11 protein-coding genes are annotated in these 16483 nt (G+C 53.0%); 3 read left to right on the top strand and 8 right to left on the bottom strand.

Annotated elements, in window-relative coordinates; translation table 11 throughout:
• Window positions 1-3: 3 nt before the first annotated feature.
• Together CA13_RS20515 and CA13_RS20510 are read right to left on the bottom strand one after the other, a co-directional pair.
• Window positions 4-1044 carry a prenyltransferase/squalene oxidase repeat-containing protein gene (locus tag CA13_RS20515; protein WP_146399793.1) on the bottom strand — a complete coding sequence of 347 codons (1041 nt, stop codon included), beginning with the start codon at window positions 1042-1044 and terminating at the stop codon, window positions 4-6.
• Complete coding sequence (locus tag CA13_RS20510) at window positions 1041-4361, bottom strand: coiled-coil domain-containing protein (RefSeq protein WP_146399791.1); 3321 nt, start codon at window positions 4359-4361, stop codon at window positions 1041-1043. Before CA13_RS20510 ends, CA13_RS20515 begins: the two co-directional genes overlap by 4 nt.
• Window positions 4362-4495: 134 nt before the next feature.
• Here CA13_RS20510 and CA13_RS20505 point away from each other — a divergent pair, with 134 nt between their 5' ends.
• Both CA13_RS20505 and gltA read left to right on the top strand, forming a co-directional pair.
• Entirely contained in the window at window positions 4496-5401 is a 906-nt protein-coding gene (locus tag CA13_RS20505) for a sulfide/dihydroorotate dehydrogenase-like FAD/NAD-binding protein (RefSeq protein ID WP_146399789.1), read from the top strand.
• Between the two features lie 81 nt (window positions 5402-5482).
• Window positions 5483-6913 (top strand): NADPH-dependent glutamate synthase, encoded by a 1431-nt coding sequence (gene gltA / locus CA13_RS20500; protein ID WP_146399787.1) that lies wholly within the window; start codon window positions 5483-5485, stop codon window positions 6911-6913.
• A 50-nt stretch (window positions 6914-6963) separates the two neighbouring features.
• Here the strand turns inward: gltA and CA13_RS20495 are convergent, their stop codons facing one another.
• From CA13_RS20495 to CA13_RS20485, 3 genes are all read right to left on the bottom strand, one after another.
• On the bottom strand, window positions 6964-8286 hold the full coding sequence (locus tag CA13_RS20495) for a glycoside hydrolase family 117 protein (RefSeq protein ID WP_146399785.1): 1323 nt from the start codon (window positions 8284-8286) through the stop codon (window positions 6964-6966).
• Window positions 8287-8426: 140 nt separating this feature from the next.
• Window positions 8427-9482: a methyltransferase gene (locus CA13_RS20490; RefSeq protein WP_419194625.1), complete on the bottom strand. Its 1056-nt coding sequence runs from the start codon at window positions 9480-9482 to the stop codon at window positions 8427-8429.
• Between the two features lie 56 nt (window positions 9483-9538).
• Window positions 9539-10426 carry an aldo/keto reductase gene (locus tag CA13_RS20485; RefSeq protein WP_146399783.1) on the bottom strand — a complete coding sequence of 296 codons (888 nt, stop codon included), beginning with the start codon at window positions 10424-10426 and terminating at the stop codon, window positions 9539-9541.
• Between the two features lie 121 nt (window positions 10427-10547).
• Here CA13_RS20485 and CA13_RS20480 point away from each other — a divergent pair, with 121 nt between their 5' ends.
• A complete protein-coding gene (locus CA13_RS20480) occupies window positions 10548-11135 on the top strand; it encodes a 3-keto-disaccharide hydrolase (RefSeq protein WP_419194624.1) in 588 nt (195 codons plus the stop codon).
• A gap of 39 nt (window positions 11136-11174) precedes the next feature.
• On the opposite strand, the gene CA13_RS20475 is transcribed toward CA13_RS20480, so the two are convergent.
• Genes CA13_RS20475 through CA13_RS20465 form a run of 3 tightly spaced genes read right to left on the bottom strand, consistent with a single transcriptional unit; the run spans window position 11175 to window position 16386 of the window.
• Complete coding sequence (locus tag CA13_RS20475) at window positions 11175-13361, bottom strand: VWA domain-containing protein (RefSeq protein WP_146399779.1); 2187 nt, start codon at window positions 13359-13361, stop codon at window positions 11175-11177.
• Window positions 13358-15478, bottom strand: coding sequence for a BatA domain-containing protein (locus tag CA13_RS20470; protein ID WP_146399777.1), 2121 nt, complete (start codon window positions 15476-15478; stop codon window positions 13358-13360). Before CA13_RS20470 ends, CA13_RS20475 begins: the two co-directional genes overlap by 4 nt.
• A complete protein-coding gene (locus CA13_RS20465) occupies window positions 15475-16386 on the bottom strand; it encodes a DUF58 domain-containing protein (protein ID WP_146399775.1) in 912 nt (303 codons plus the stop codon). The genes CA13_RS20470 and CA13_RS20465 overlap by 4 nt, the downstream gene beginning before the upstream one ends.
• Between the last annotated feature and the right edge of the window lie 97 nt (window positions 16387-16483).

The raw sequence follows: 16483 nt of genomic DNA, 5'->3' as shown, positions 1-16483 counted from the left end.
CAATTACCTTTCATAGATCGGCAACAACCGATAATTCAGTGCCAATGCCAATAACGACAAGGACGTATTGTTCGCCGCACCCATGTTGCCTCGAAAACTGCCGTCAGCATTTTGTCGGGACTTTAGCGTACGCACCAAACCTTCGTTCCACTTTTTCCACGCTTCAATGTCGGCTTGAAACAATGCCTGTGCTTGATAGTATCGAGCATATTCCGTCCAAGCCGACCGTTGATTCAGATGGTTTCGAAGATAGGTTTCCGTCGCCTTATACTGGGGCAGGTCTTTGCGTCGAGCAATCGCCAACACAAGGCAAGTGATCGAAGATCGCGCGATTGATTCGCCAAAACCATCCAACCCGCCCGCGTACGCGACCACGCCGTCATCCGATGTCATGCTGACAAAATAGTCTAACACGCGATCGATTACCTCATCGGGCACTTCGATTCCCGCGTTTCGGGCGGCCAATAACCCCATCATCACAGCACCACTCACGGATGTGTCTGCATCTATTGCCCCTGGCGAGTATCGCCATCCGCCACGCGGGTTGCTCTTCTGCGACGTGATTGCACAGCGAACCCCAAGCTCCAGCGCGGTTCCAATACCACGCCGGTTCACAGCTTCACTTCCGTTCCATAAACGGTCTTCGTCGACTTGCCCATATGCTTCGGCCAACGCAAGCAGAGCAAACCCATGGTGATACATGCTCGGCCCCATAAAACCGCTTTCCGCATCCTGAGTCGAGATCATATGTCGAATCGCTTTTCGAGCGGCCATTTGATATTTTCCAAAATTGGGATTTTCGCCTGAAGCGAGCAGCGACAACAAACCGAGTGCCGTCGTTCCGGCCCCCGCTTCTCCCATATCATTCCAATGACCGCTATCCGATTGTGCCTCGACGAGGAAAGACAAGCCGCGATCCATCATTTCGCGCACCTCGCGTGAAACCACATTGCCATCGAAGTCTTGCGCCATACCGGCAGTTGGCTTGAGAACAACAACGATCGCGATGCACAACAATGTCGCCGCTACAAAAATCCGGCTCATCGGCTTTCCTCCAATTGACGAAAGTACTCGTCGAGGCCAGCTCGGAATTCTTCGGGAAACGTTTGACCAGTAACACCGGTGGATTGGACAGCCTCCGATTCACGCAATTGTTCGCTGGCATTTAATCCGGCACCAATCAGGGCGAGCGCGGCATTGGCAGCATCGCCCTGCCCTCCCCCGCTCGGATCCGTCCCCGCATCGGTGCCGCCGCTGGGATCCGTCCGCTTTGAACGCAGCAATAGCTCAATCGCTTCCGACTCGGCCGCGATCGCTTCACCAGCAGTATCGGGAGACGCCAGGATACTAGCCGCTTCGTTCATCGTTTGAGCGACCATCAACATCAAGTTAATCTCGTCTTCGAAGGCCACGTTTCCCTCGGGCACCGCTTCCAAATCAGCAATCACGGACTCGACGCGACCTCGCAGCGTTTGTTGCACCTGGCTTAAACGTGTCGCTTCGTCTTGGTACGCCGACTCGGCCGCCACTACCTTGTATTGCTCTGCCGCCCTTGTTTGTTCACGCAAGTTGACTTCTTGTTCCAAGATTCGAAGCACTTCAAGAATGACGGCAACCGGAAGCGACGCAGTCTTCTCCGCGTCAGGATCCGAATCACCATCGGGCGACTCAACCAAAGCATCCGCCCATTGGTCGAGGGCATCACACCAGTATTCCGCCTGCGCAATCGACAAACCGGGCTCATTCGGAATCCGGCGACGAAGCTGCTCAAGCGATGGCAAAAGCGTCTCTTGTTCCATCTTGGCAAGGACGAGTCGGTACGTCACGAGCTGTCTACGATCATAAAAGGCATGCATGTCATCAACCGTATTTTTCGTCGCTTCGCAATTCGTCTGTTGTAGCTGAGCAATCTGGCCGAACAATTCTTGATCCAACGGACGGAGACGGGTTTCACCAAACGTCTGCTCGATCGGGGCGGCCAGTCGCTCGGCGATTTGGTCCTGCGTTCGCGAAGCCGCTTTCAAACGCTTTACGAACGTACTACCTTCCAGCTTCACAAGTGTCTGATGCATTTCGTCCGCGAGTCTCTTGAACTCCGCCAAAAGTTCGGCTTGTTCTTCGATCGCCTCGTCGAGCACTTCGTCGAGCACTTCGTCAAGCGTACTCTCCTCGGACTCGGAATGGGTCTCGTTGCTCGACTGCGACGCCTTGGAACCGGCGATGGTCGTCGCGGCCAAATCCAATCGAGCTTCTGAATCCGTAGTCTCGCTGGTTTCTTCGACCTTCGATTCGCCAACGGCTTGCTGGGAAGATTCCTGATCAACAATACTGGGGAATTCTTGTTCTTCCTCGGCACCTTCCTCTGGGCCTTCTTCTTGGCCTTCCGTAGACGAGGATGTGGATGACGTACGCGACTTCATCCGGTTCTCTCCAACGATTGGCAAATCATCTTGCTGCCTCAATTGATTTTTGGATTGCGTCATAGCAGACGCTTTTTCGAGTAAGTCCGCGACAGAGGGCATTCGATGGGTCGCGATGTCTTGCAGGACTTGGATCATTTCAGCAACCTCTTCGACCTGTTCTGCTGCCACATCGGTGTTCTTTGCCGCTTGGCGAAGGAGCGTTTCCCCTGCTTTGGTCAATTCGGACAATCGCCTCGCATTTGCAGTTTCCGCTGCCGCTTGCTGGCGAAGCTCATCTCGCAGTGCTTCGTTATTGGCCCCATGTTGTTGCTGACGCAACTGTTCGTTCCGCTGGTGCAACCGCATCTCTCGGTCCCGAATGTCGAAAGCGGATTGCTGCCAAAGGGACAATCGATTTGTCATCCACTGAGCATGTTGTGCGTTGCTAAGCAGCGTTACAGGTAGAGGCATCGAATAGGCTCGCTGTCGATTCGGCAAATAGTCTTCTGCCCACAACCGAAGCTCAATCGGCTGTGGCTCAATACCGAGCGAACCAGCAGAGAACGTCGCGGGCAATTCGAGCGATGTCATTTCGGGGCCGCCGCGTGCAATCGTTCGCTCGCCCGTAGCCGTATTGCCGTTGCGATCATCGAGCCCACACCACTCGATGCCGATTCGCTTGATTCCAAAGTCGTCAACCGCCAACGTCTCGAATCGAATGAGTTCGCTATGCAGTAACACCAAGTTCTTTGGCCAATTGACGGCCGCGATTGACGGCGGCTGGTCAACCAAGGGCTTGATCGACAGCCGAAAAGGCTCGGCCCCGCATACCCGATCATGATCTTGCCACTCGATTCGCTGTTCGATTTCTTGGCTATCGACGTCAAGTGGCGGCATCGTAAATGTGTCGCCAACAATTTCGAGCGGAACATCGTCGCTGGTCGCGGATGCAAGCGGTTGTGATGCGGTCGCATGAACGGTGACTCGACTCCCCTTCAAAGCCGCCACAATACCGCCACGCACCTCAAGCGATGTCGGCTGCGGACGTTGCAAGTACTCGGGAAATTCCACTTGCGCACCGATCGCAACCAATGCGGGACGCAGCTTGGGATTGATCGAAAAAATTTGGTGGTAGTCGCCGATCGTCAATCGCGTTTGTGTCGGCTCTGTCACCGATGGCAAGTTGAACGCGTACGTCCGATCCTGGCGCGAGACCGCGACACCGGGCAACTCGCCAACCGCAAGACTCGCCGTCGATGGCTTCCACTGGCTCGTTTCATCAAGCGAGACCAACCAACGAACCGATTCGCCATGCGGAACAATCAAGGTGGAAGCAATTGGCTCAATCGTTGTAAAGGTGAACCGAGGTGTATCTCGCCATGGAAATGCAAGGCGGGCCCACGTGTTCTTTGCCGCATCGCCAGCAAAGATGGAAGTCATCACCGCCAAGCCAACGACAGCCAATAAGGCAACACCTAACGGCCGTGTTCGCGAGGGTGGCGATGCATCGATCAAGTCCAAACGTGACGCCGTCTGAGCGACTTGCTGCATCGCAGCGGCACACAAAGCCCCCGATCGAGTTTGTTCGGAATCGGATTGAGCCAACTCGACAACGCCGAGCAGTTGGTCGCCCAAGCCTGGCCGCCGTTGTCGTACCAGTTTGGCGAGTTGGTCGGGCCGCCGATGATCCCAAACCCAACGATGCCCCCGATAAAGGACCATCAAGCAAATGACGACGGCGCCGAGGAAAAACCCGAGACGAATTGTCGCAGGGGTATCCCCAAATCGGTCGAGAGTGAACACAATCATAAACACGGCAAAACAGACCACGAATGCCATACAGCCCGCCTCGGCTATCTTCGTCCGCCACACGTGCCGGCGAAATGCAGTCAATTGCCTGAGCAGACTTGGCGGAATGCTCAAACGGACGCGGCAATTGGATGTGGATGACGAACTCATTCGATGGACGGCTTCTACGTGCTTTTCTACGTGGTTGACATCCTGAGATGGCTGACGGATGCTAGTCAATGTGGCGAGTTTCTTGATCATTATTGAGCGTAAATTTACCTCTTACCGAGCGGCAGCAGGAGCCCATGTACCCAATCGTCGAAGCCAAGCTACTTGCCCCGGATGTCAAGTTATTCCGAATTCATGCCCCCCGCGTCGCCAGAAAACGAAAAGCGGGCCAATTCGTCATCATCCGTATCGACGAGCACGGGGAACGAATTCCACTAACCATCGCCGACTCGGACGACCAAGGAAACATCACGATTATCGTTCAAGGCGTCGGGAAAACAACCAAATGGCTCAACACCCTTAATACCGGTGACACCATTTTGGACGTGGTTGGGCCACTCGGCGAAGAATCCGAGATCGGAAATTTCGGAACCGTCGTCGTGATCGGTGGCGGTGTGGGAACGGCGATCGCTTATCCAACCGCCGTGGCGATGAAACAAGCTGGCAGTCGCGTGATCAGTATCGTGGGCGCTCGCAACAAGGAACTGCTGATTCTTGAAGAGGAACTTCAAGCGACCAGTGATGAATTGTGCATCATGACCGATGATGGCAGCTACGGCGAACAAGGTTTCGTCACCCAGAAGCTTCAAGAACTCATTGACCGCGGCGAAACCATTGCACGCGTCTTGGCGATCGGCCCTATCCCAATGATGCGAGCCGTCGCGGACGTGACTCGCGAGAAAGGCATCAAAACGATTGTCAGCTTGAATCCGATCATGGTCGACGGAACGGGAATGTGCGGCGGGTGCCGTGTCCAAGTCGGTGGCAAAAGTAAGTTTGCCTGCGTCGACGGCCCCGAGTTCGACGCTCATGATGTCGATTTTGAAATCTTGATCCAACGAAATAGTTTGTACAAGGATCAGGAACAGAAGTCGCTTGAGCAATTTGAATCCGAGCAATGTGAAAGCAAAAAGTCCGCTTGTCGCCTTCAGCACGAACATCCCGAAGTCGGCCCCAAAATCGGCACGCAATCCAATGCCTGATCGATAATTGCGACTGTTCCAATCTCGTCTCGCCTTCCGCATTTTCCTCACTCTATTCCGACTCATTGCGATTTTCACGCCATGGCCAAATCACTTCCCCCAAAAGAACGCGTCAAGATTCCTCGCCAAGGAATGCCTGAGCAAGACGCCAAGCAACGAGCTCGCAACTTCGAAGAAGTCAACTTGGGTTTGGAAGTCGTCGCGGCGGAAAGCGAGGCACAACGATGCCTCTCTTGTGCGGACCCGAAATGCGTCCAAGGATGCCCCGTGGGTGTCAAGATTCGGGACTTTGTCGAGCTGGTTCTCGATGGTGAATACCTCAAAGCCGCAGCGAAAATTCGTGAAGACAACGTACTGCCGGCCGTAACCGGCCGCGTTTGTCCTCAAGAAAAACAGTGCGAAGGCGCATGCATCATGGGCAAGCGATTCAGTTCGCTTGCGATCGGAAACCTGGAACGTTTCGTTGCTGACTACGAACGGCAAACCGGGGAAATCGGATTGCCTGAGCGAGCGCCAGCGACTGGCAAGAAAGTGGCTATTGTCGGCAGTGGTCCCGCAGGGCTCAGCTGTGCCGGCGACTTGGCTCTCCACGGTCACGATGTCACCGTCTTTGAAGCGTTGCACGAAATCGGCGGCGTCTTGCTTTATGGCATCCCGGAATTTCGATTGCCGAAAGATATCGTCCGTGGCGAAATCGAAAACATGAAGAAGATGGGCATCGATTTCCAAACCAATGTTGTCGTAGGAAAATCCGTCACGATTGACGAGCTTTTTGACGAAGAAAATTTCGACGCTGTCTTCATCGCAACAGGTGCCGGACTACCACAATTCTTGAATATTCCCGGCGAACATCTCGGCGGCGTCTACTCGGCCAATGAATTCTTGACTCGCGTCAATTTGATGAAGGCATACGACGAAGAAAACTACGACGAACCCGTTTACAAGTGCCGCGATCGCAATGTTGCCGTCGTAGGAGGCGGCAATACGGCCATGGACTCCGTCCGGTCGGCGATGAGACTTGGAGCTGAGCATGCCTATATCATCTATCGACGTGGTGAAGAAGAAATGCCCGCTCGCGGGGAAGAAGTCCACCACGCCAAAGATGAAGGTGTCGAATTCCTGAACCTGCATAATCCAATCGAATTCATCGGTGATGAGCGAGGCGTTTTGAAAGCCGTCAAACTCATCAAGATGGAACTCGGCGAGCCCGACGAATCGGGGCGGCGGCGGCCCCAACCCATCGAAGGAAGCGAATTCGAAATGCCCCTCGATGTCGCGATCATCGCCGTCGGGACCGGTGCGAATCCGCTCGTTCAATCGACCACACCCGATATGGAAACTAACAAATGGGGCTACATCGTTGCTGACGATGATTCTCTGCGAACGAGCAAAAAAGGTGTCTTCGCAGGTGGAGACATCGTCAGCGGTGCCGCCACGGTCATCCTCGCAATGGGTGCCGGCCGAACCGCTGCGAAGTCAATCAACGAGTATCTTAATACCGGCGAGTGGTAGCCGCGTGCAAACGCTATCGCGATGATTCCTGTGATCGATTCGACACGTGATCAATCGTTTCGAGCTTTTATGGCGGTTCCCGATTCGATTCGTGCCCGTTGCTCTGGACTGAGTCCGAAGTTAAAGAAGATTTCAGGCTGGACGAAGAGGTCGCTTTCTTTCATCTCGATATCATGAACATCGAGGCTCAAGTCGCAATCGAATCTTGCCAACATGCTATGACTCTTATCGGGCAAACCGAGATTTCGGAAATGGCACAGGCCCCAAGTGATCCCTCGACCGTCGCCATTATCGTCAAATGCATCCGCGACGTATGCTCCAGGTGCAATCGGCAGTAACGAAGTAATCGATTTAATTTCGAATGTTACGCCATCGGCCGCATATTGGATCGTATTGTGCTCAAGCCCGTGCCGGCTGACCAATGCAGCGAGCCCCTCTCTAAATGGAAACAGGCACGTTTCATGCCCTGAGTTGATGACCGGGTTCAATGGATGCTTCACAAATGGACCAAGGGGATCGTCTGCAATCGCAAGCCCCTGAGCGCGAACCGGTGGAGTTCCTCCCATTTCGCCTTTGTAGTACAGGTAGATTTTGCCGTTGTAGATTAGCGGATAAGGATCGTGAATCACGTATTGATCCCAAGTCCCTTTAGGCCCATTTTCGACGACGATCTTTTTTGATGGTGTCCAAGGCCCGTTAGGCGAATCCGCAACTGCCACCGATACGCCACAATCATCGCCGCCGGTACCCAATGTCGATGGCGATCCGGGCATGACGACGTACGCTTGATAGTAAAGGTAATACTTTCCTTTCCAAACCAAGATGTCAGGAGTCGATACCGATCGCCATCCTGGGTAAGGCTTCTCGACCCGTGGCACGGCAACTCCTTGCTCTTCCCATACGAAACCGTCCTTGCTAGTTGCAAACCAAATTTCGGCGAGATCCCAATCCCACGAAGGAATCGTTTCGTTTCCACCGCTAGGGCCACGGGGTGGCGTATCGCTTTGGCGATGCGTGTACCAGACATAATATTGATCGTTTGCACGGATGATCTTCGTCGCATCGCGTCGCGAAACGGTTCCGTCATGTCCGTGGTAGTCAAATCCTTTGAGTGGCGTGTATTTGAAATTGGAAAACAACTCGTTCGTTGCCAATTCGGTTGAGCCATAGGTGCTGTCGTACACACGGTTCATCGCAGCACTCAAAGGACGTGTAGGCTTGTTCCGCGGAACATTGCCGTAGGGGAATCCGTCGGGAAAATCACCGTCGGTCACCCGCCCGGAATCCGCTGAATCGTCCGCCGTTGCTAGACGGCTCTCGGTCCACGAAACAGAGATTAGAATCAAGGACAAACCGAAAAGGCATCGTCTCATCGTACGAAAACTCATGGGCTAGAGGCGAAGAAAGGTCAAGTGCTGCGGAAAACCATTGACACGTGATCATACCACGGGCGCAGCCAAATCGCCAAAACTCTCAAATGCAATTCGGCCACTGACGAATGCCCCAAGCATCGCTATCGCATTTTCTCAAAACCGAGCAAATCGTATCCCTGAGCTTTTTGCTGGTCAACGACGCAGAATCCTGGCCACTCTCGATCAAGGTATTGGCCCGTTTGTTTGGTGACCACCCAAGCCCGCGCCCCCGCTGAAAGGCAGGAAGCGGCGGTGGCCATGAAATGTTCGGCAATTTTGAAATCACCGTAATAGGGAGGGTTGAGCAGTGCCAAGTCGCATGGCTCGAGACCGCTCAGCTTGCCGTCGTGATTCAAGATTGCAGTTAGGTTGTTGATGCCGTTCACCTCGGCGCCACGGCGTGCGCAATCGACCGCTCGAGTGTTGCAGTCAACCGCATAAACATCACCGGTCGCCGAACGAAACGCTGCTGCCATGGCGACAGCGCCATTACCACACCCCAGTTCCAAAACGTTGCATCCAGTTGGAACATCGACGTGGCGAATCATGACGCGCGCGGCATTGTCGATCGAACGATGCGAAAAAACCGAAGGAAGTGAAAAGGCTGTTAAAATTTGGTCTTCGACCCGAAATGTGATCTCCGCGTCAAAACTCCGGATTTTCGATATTTCACTTTTCTTCTTGCCAAAGTATACGCATCCTGATTGCAGTCGACGACAGTGAACCTTGTCAAAAACGGCCTGCATTTGCTTGAGCAACCATTGGTCGTCGGGAGCGTTCACGGACGCAATAAGAGTCCCGCCGACTCGCAGCCGTTGGTGTGCTTGTTGGAGCAGTTCACGGTTCATTTCCGCCTCACCATTCTTGAGCACCGGAAGCAATGCCAAGTCCACCATTTGTTCGGGCAGATCACTACTGCATACAATCCGTACGGTTCCTACCGTCGATCGACGTGCTTTTGCCGCGCGGTGGCTATCGACAAACCAAGCGACGACATCCGCTCGCGGATACCGCTCGGCAAGCGACCATGCCGACTGTCCGCGGCCCGGCGACAAAACGATCGCATGCTTAACACCGTGGTATGACTTGGTACAAAGCACATCGATCAACAATGCTTCAGATGGCAGTGGTGGAAGATCAGGCAAACTTAGGCTCATGGTTGAAAGCTTATCCGCAAAAGCGGCTCAACTGAACCGCCAATCGCTCGCGGATACTACGGAATTCTCACCTTGATTTCCGTTACCAACTTGTCGCTAAGCGGCCCGGCATTGGCTGCAGCGACGTTTTCGATCATATGGGCTTCGTTGCAAGTTCCGACGATCGTGGTACTGATTGCCGGATGAGACAAAGTGAAGCGAAGAATCATTTCCGCTCGTGACATGCCGTCGGGCAAAATGCCATCCAAGCCCGCTCGCTCCCACACTTGGTTCAAGTTCGGTCGCTGGATTTCGGCATCGGGGCCGCCCTGGGCAACACCACCACGAACGATGATACCGGCACCTTGTTTCGCAGCTCTGACGATCAAATCGCCATGCTCGGGAGCCAAACAAGAATAGGGAATCTGGTAAGTATCGAAAACACCAAGCTCGATCAAACCTTCGAGTTCAGGAATCTTGCTCGACACGCCGACAAAGCGAACCAAACCTCGATCACGAAAAGAAACAAGCTGGTCGATCAATCCGTTTTGAACAAGCGTTTTGGCATCGCCACCATGAAATTGAAGTAGATCGATATGGTCCGTTTTCATCCGATCAAGCGACGTGTGCAGATTTCGCTCGACGACATCCTTGCTCCAAACGTGATTGATCTCGAGATGGTCTTCGTGTTGAGTGTAATCACATCCACACTTGGTCGCCAAAATATACTCATCGCGCCGCGAGGCAATGTATCGCCCGATTCGCTCTTCACTGATTCCGTAATCGGGTGCGGTATCAATAAAGTTTATCCCGCTATCAAGCACCAAATTCAACATCCGCTCGGCGTGCGATTCATCCACCACGCGAACTCCCCACGTTTGTGGCCCGCGGAGCCCCATACTGCCGTAGCCCAACTGAGTCACACTTAGACCAGTTCGCCCCAATATTCGAGTCGGAAGTAACATGACACATCCTGATTTGAAGAAAGTGAACGTCGGTAGGACCGCAATACTTTGGAACTATGATAAGCTATGCGTAAATCAATGGCTTCCCACCTTTACATCCCCCTTCCCAAAAGGCTTTTCCATGTCACTTCGCTCTGTTTTATTTCTGTTTGCCGCGAGCTCTCTGTTTGGTCTCCCAACGCTTGACGCAAATGCCGAAGAACCGGTTGTCTTGTTCGGCGGACAATCACTTGACAATTTCGACGTGCTTGGATGCGAAGCGGTTGTTGAAGACGGTGCCATTTTGATCAAAGCAGGCAATGGACTCGTTCAAACCAAAGAACGCTACAAAGACTTTGTGCTCCAATATGAATGGAAAGCACTCGACGAAAAGATGTGGGACTCGGGCGTCTATTTCCGCTACTCCTCGGTGCCCGAAGGTAAACCATGGCCTCCGAGATTCCAAGTGAATTTGCGAAAAGGCCTGGAGGGCGAACTAGTTGGATTCAAAAACGGCAAAAACTCCGTGCCGACAAAACCGCACGAGTGGAACAAATTTGAATTGACTGTCGAAGGGTCTAAGGCCTCTTTGAAAGTGAATGGCGAATCGGCTTGGTCTATCGATGGCATCACCGAACCAGAGGGCTTCATCGCGCTTCAATCCGAAGTCCCAGGAGGAGGCCAATTCTTGTTTCGCAATGTGCGAATTACGAAGCTTGACCGACAATAAGTTGAATCGGGAAAAACCGATTACCGGCCAAAAATCGGTTTAAATCAATCCGACGATTTTGCGACCTGTCCAGAAAAGACCAAAGAAAAAGATCAAACCAACGATCGTTGCTGGGTGACTCCAAATCCGAAGGCGACGAATTTCGCGTTGCGATTGCTGGATTTCTTCGATAGTGTCGATCACCGATTCGGTATCATCGGGACCAAAGACGCGACCTTGCGATACCTTGGCGATTTCTTCGAGCACGTCGGGCCGAGCTTGCCTGCCGACGTGCTCTGGCACAATGTCTTGCACATAGAGAGGTGATTCAAGTGTCGTGTTGGTTTCAGCGCAGCGAAGTGTGAGCGTGTGGCTGCCCGGCTCGTTCAATTCGTGCGTTGTGGAATAAATCCCCCAGTCTCGATCCGTGCACTCCAACGTGACGGTTCGGATTTGGCCCGCTGGCGAGAGAATCTGTAGAGTGACATTGGCGTCGGCCAACGGTTCCAATTGAGATCCCATCACATTCGCTGTGAACGAGACGGTTTGTCCGCGTTTCGGCTGCTCAGGCAAATACGACAACCACATCGAATCACCCTTTGCCCTATTGCGCTGGTAGGCCATCCAACGAACGACTTGCCCCCAAAATCGATAGTGATATCGATCCTCGACACCCATTCGCCAACGCCAAACGCTATCGATACCCATCCACATCACCTTGCCGCTGCCAAACGACCGAGTGACGATCAGTGGCGTTCGCCCGTACGCATTGGACTGGTCACGATGAACAGCCAAGACATCGCTACCCGCTTTCGCTCGTAAAGGCGGAGCGTACCATTGGAACCCAGGAAGACTATCCCAAACATCAAGGTTTTCGGCCTCCTCATCGACTAGGCGAGTCAGCAAACTGCGGCGTCCCGAACGAGTCAGAGCGAAAGATCCGGGCATTTGTGATCCTCGACCGCGTGACTCACGCTGATCGAGTTCGACTGGCAACAACGTTTGAAGTGGAGAATTCGCCAGCGACGATGTATTCCCCATTGAACCAGGGATAATCACCAAGCCGCTTGCCTGTTGTTCCACCAAACCCTTTAGCCATTCGCATTGCAGTTCGGTCAGATGAGTGTCGCCAAGCCCAACATCACCCAAAAAAACAACGTCATACGTCGCAAGCTCACTCAAGGTTTCGGGAAAGGCTTGAATGTAGTCCGCGTTACCACCACCGCGTTTGCTCAACCCCTCATGAAACAAAAGGCATGATACCGTGATCCCGGGATCACGCGAAAACGCATTTCGCAAAAACCGATATTCCCATCGGGGCGATGACTCGATCACGAGAACTCTCAGCGTTTCATGTCGCACGGAAACCGAAACCGACAAAGCGTTGTTGTCAAATATTTGCTCTTCTTCCGCAAAGGCAACCGATAGCCGAAGCGTGGTGTTGCCAATCTCTTCGGGTGTCCACCAAGCCACATCATCGGTTCGCCCCATGGCCTTGACCGTGACATCCTTTTTAAGGACCTCGCCATCGGAGTCTTCCAGTGTGACGACAGCAAGGTGATCTCTCGGAAGAGAACTTTCGATGGAAAATGGAATCCGAACGGGCTTGTCTGGAACCGCTGCAGCTGGGCAATCGAAGGAAAACATCCGCAAATCAGGCAATCGTTTCGTGCTGCCCACCGGAACCACGTACACGGGAATTTTCCGCAGGCCGAAACGCGACGCCATCTCAACCGGTGGCGGCCCGGCGTTCCAATCACCGTCAGATGCTAACACAATGCCTCGTAAGTTCGCATATTGTTTGTCGGCTACCGCCAATGCATGATGCAAATTCGTTTCACGATTCAATTCACTGTTTTCAAAGGGCATGATCACCGTGTTTACATTGCCTGACAACCTCTTCCACGTCTTGGTGTCCAACAAAGGCTCGATCCGTTCGGCGCGACTAACGATCGCCTGACCGTCGGATACCACGTCACGAGTCGACATACTCTTGGATTGATCCACCAAGACCACTAGCGTCGGCTCATGATTCCGTTCAACCTTCAATCCAATTTCAGGCTGATTGAACAACAAGACAATGGAAGCCACCAACACCACTCGCAACACTTCGAGCATGACTATTCGACGGCGGAAACCTGATCGCCAACATGCAATCCATGACAGCACGCATGAGCAAGCGATCACAAAAATTGTAATCGCGATCACGGTTGCGGAGGTATCAAAGGTAAGGCCTTGTTCCATCATGCCGTTTCGTTTTCCGCTTTAGCGATACGCAACGACGCCCACGAAGACGTTTGAGACGAACTCTTTGGCACAATCTCCTTTTTCAGTGAACGCGGCAAACAAAGGATCGCTTCAAACAATAGAGCCCCAAGCATCGCCAGTAAAAAGAAACGCCAAACCTCACTTGCACCCGTGCTCTCTTGGTCCAGCGCACCATCCACCCGAGTGAAATCAAGCTCATCGAATAACCCTTGCAGTAACGCAACTGTCGCTAGACCTGGTTGGTCTTCCGCCTCCGATCGATTCACCGCTACGCTATTGCCCCCTCCAGCTACACCCTGCCCTGACCTGACCTGTTCAGAGTCAATCTCATAAACACCACATTGAAACGCATACTCGCTTGATGACGTGCTTTGGTCACCAGCCACACGATGCCATGATGCGAGCGACTGGGTCATCGATCGAGGCACCTGCCCGGCGATGCACTGCGACGAAGACACCAACGAGATCAATCCTTGGTCAATCGCTCGCTGAATCATCGCGTACAGCACTACTCCATTTTCTGCTAGCGAAGAAAATTTCTCCGAAGGCAAAGTCGTGCAAAAGAAAACGCCTCCCTTCGCTGTGGGAACACGCGCAAGTAGCGGGTCACCACCGGAAAGTGTGGCCAAAACGGTGATGTCACCTTCAAGTTTCCCATAGGCATCAATTTGCAATTCATCAACAGGCAATTCTTCACCATTGCTTGTTACAACCAGCAAGTCTTGATCGCGTCGCCAAGATTCCACCATTGCCCTACCCTGATCATGCACCCACCGACTCCAACGAACACCATTGAATGCGTTGTTCCCTACGAGTTCCAAACCGCTTTCCAGTTGCGACGGCGGAAAAAAGACCACTTGACCTCCTCGATTGACGAATGACTCAATACGCAGGCTGGTCGAATCGTCCGGCAAACTGGCTTGCCAAACAACCAATGCGACCTCGTCCAACGACAAAGCATCAAATTGACTCGGTTCAACCCATTCCACCTCGGCACCCGTTTCTGTTCCCGTGTCAGGGGACACCGAGGCGGCGAGTTTTAAGACTCGCGAAACATCGGCCGATTCGCTAACCAGGATCACGCGCCGAATCGTCACTTCGTCAATAACGAAATAGGCATCATTATCAGCAAGGTTCGCATCGGCGGGAATCGAGAGGTGTCCCCATCCGTTTTCGTTGTGTGGGGCAATCGGTATACGAAATTCATGTTGCGCAACTGCATTCCCATCAAATTTAACGATGAAGCGGGTGCTCACGCCATTTATTTCCACCATCACGGGAACCTCGCTCGGGGGATGGGCCGTCACATCACAGGCAACTTCGATCGACAACACAACCTCGGACGCTTCGCTACCACGAACTCGCCAAATCTCTTTGACGCGAATCGATCGATTTATAGAAGGCGGCTGTTCTGGATAAGCCAATAAATGGAACCGCATCGATCCGGGGTGATCACGGACCGACTCTCGCAAAGTCAACCAATCACTGCTGTCTGGTTTCCAATCCGCCAAACGCAAATCACTGCAAATCCAAACATCCGTGGATCCCGACTGATTGCGTCGCGAGTATTCGACTGCCTTGTTCAGCATCGCAGGTATATCCGCAGTATTCGAGGCACTGCGGCCATGCCGAGAATCGATAAGCGACTGAACCGACAAGAGCGTTGATGGTTCTTCGTAAACGCTGTCAATCACAGCAAAGTCGGATCGCCCCCACTTCGAAAACACATTGGCAATCCGTTGGACGCTTGACTGCAATTTACTTTCACCTGAGAGTCCCGTTTGCTGCATACTCGGTGACCGATCCAAGACAAAAATCGTCGAATCGGCGCCGTTGCCGAAGGACCATCCGGCGAGCCCATCCATCAGCGGACGCGATGCGGCAAGGATCAATGCGCCGATCGCCATGGTTCGTATCGCAAGAATTGCCCACTGGCGAATCTTCGCATGACCACGCTGGGCTTGGTGTGCTTGCATCAAAAACAGCATTGCGGCCCACGATTTCGTTTGATAACGCCTCTGATTAAGCAGATGGATAACAACAGGCAAAGCCATCAGCGGCAAAGCCAAGAGCATCCACGGATGCAGCAAACTCATCGACCACCTCGGCCTTGGATTCGACCAAGCAGAAACTGCGTTAGCACCTTCTCATAAGCCATATCAAGCGACACGAACTGATAATCAACCTCGGTTTCCAGCGCTACTCGTTTGATGGATTCTAAGTAATCACGCACCTCGCGATCATAACGATCCGCTATTTCTGCTGGCTCGGCAAACAAAGTCGCACCGCTTTCCATGTCAACAAAACGCGTCGGTCTTTCGATCGGGAGGCAAATTTCCTCTGGGTCCATAAGATGGAACGCCGACACGTCATGATTGCGAAACCGCAAATGCTCAAAACAATCTCGCAACGACTCCGGATCACTGAAAAAGTCAGATAGAACAACAATCCACGCCCGTTGCCGAACGGTTTCCGCCAATTCATGAAGAACATCCGCCAGCCGCGTCTCCCCTTCGCCTTGCGTTTGCTCGAGCGTGTCAAACAGGACCGATAGATGAGAAGCGTTTCGACTTGCGGGCAACGAACCCTTAATCTGATCCGCCACACAAAAAAGGCCTACTGCGTCACCTTGCTCAATAGCCAAATAACCGAGCGTTGCAACAATCCGTTTTGCGTAATCAAGCTTCGAAAGTGGCCCGCTGCCGAACGCCATCGAAGCACTCGTGTCGAGGACAAAAACGAGTCGAAGATTCGTATCGGCTTCAAACTCTTTGACAAAAAACCGGTCCGATCGGCCGTACGCTCGCCAATCAAGGCGTCTTAAATCGTCGCCGGGAACATACTTCCGATACTCAGCAAACTCAACCGACGCTCCGCGGTGGGGGCTCGAATGCCTACCAGACACACTACCCAACATCAACTTGCGGGCGACCAACGGCAATCCGCGCAGACGCGAAACGACCTGGGGGTCTAAAAAGTCGCGGTCGTTGGGGCGGTTAGTCATGAGCTAAATGATAGTCGTTTTATTGAAAAACGACAGCATGTCGCTTGCGAGGCAAGCAGTGTTTCAATCCTATTTGTTAATCCCCAAAATCCCTTCA

Source organism: Novipirellula herctigrandis, assembly GCA_007859835.1.
GTDB classification, from domain to species: domain Bacteria; phylum Planctomycetota; class Planctomycetia; order Pirellulales; family Pirellulaceae; genus Novipirellula_A; species Novipirellula_A herctigrandis.
The sequence above is the reverse complement of the archived record's forward strand: the minus strand, read 5'-3'. Positions and strand labels throughout refer to the sequence as shown.

Excerpts from the sequence above, each read along its gene's own strand:
- CA13_RS20515 (WP_146399793.1), bottom strand. The coding sequence starts at position 1,044 with ATGAGCCGGATTTTTGTAGCGGCGACATTGTTGTGCATCGCGATCGTT.
- CA13_RS20510 (WP_146399791.1), bottom strand. The coding sequence starts at position 4,361 with ATGAGTTCGTCATCCACATCCAATTGCCGCGTCCGTTTGAGCATTCCG.
- CA13_RS20505 (WP_146399789.1), top strand. The coding sequence starts at position 4,496 with ATGTACCCAATCGTCGAAGCCAAGCTACTTGCCCCGGATGTCAAGTTA.
- gltA (WP_146399787.1), top strand. The coding sequence starts at position 5,483 with ATGGCCAAATCACTTCCCCCAAAAGAACGCGTCAAGATTCCTCGCCAA.
- CA13_RS20495 (WP_146399785.1), bottom strand. The coding sequence starts at position 8,286 with ATGAGACGATGCCTTTTCGGTTTGTCCTTGATTCTAATCTCTGTTTCG.
- CA13_RS20490 (WP_419194625.1), bottom strand. The coding sequence starts at position 9,482 with ATGAGCCTAAGTTTGCCTGATCTTCCACCACTGCCATCTGAAGCATTG.
- CA13_RS20485 (WP_146399783.1), bottom strand. The coding sequence starts at position 10,426 with ATGTTACTTCCGACTCGAATATTGGGGCGAACTGGTCTAAGTGTGACT.
- CA13_RS20480 (WP_419194624.1), top strand. The coding sequence starts at position 10,548 with ATGTCACTTCGCTCTGTTTTATTTCTGTTTGCCGCGAGCTCTCTGTTT.
- CA13_RS20475 (WP_146399779.1), bottom strand. The coding sequence starts at position 13,361 with ATGATGGAACAAGGCCTTACCTTTGATACCTCCGCAACCGTGATCGCG.
- CA13_RS20470 (WP_146399777.1), bottom strand. The coding sequence starts at position 15,478 with ATGAGTTTGCTGCATCCGTGGATGCTCTTGGCTTTGCCGCTGATGGCT.
- CA13_RS20465 (WP_146399775.1), bottom strand. The coding sequence starts at position 16,386 with ATGACTAACCGCCCCAACGACCGCGACTTTTTAGACCCCCAGGTCGTT.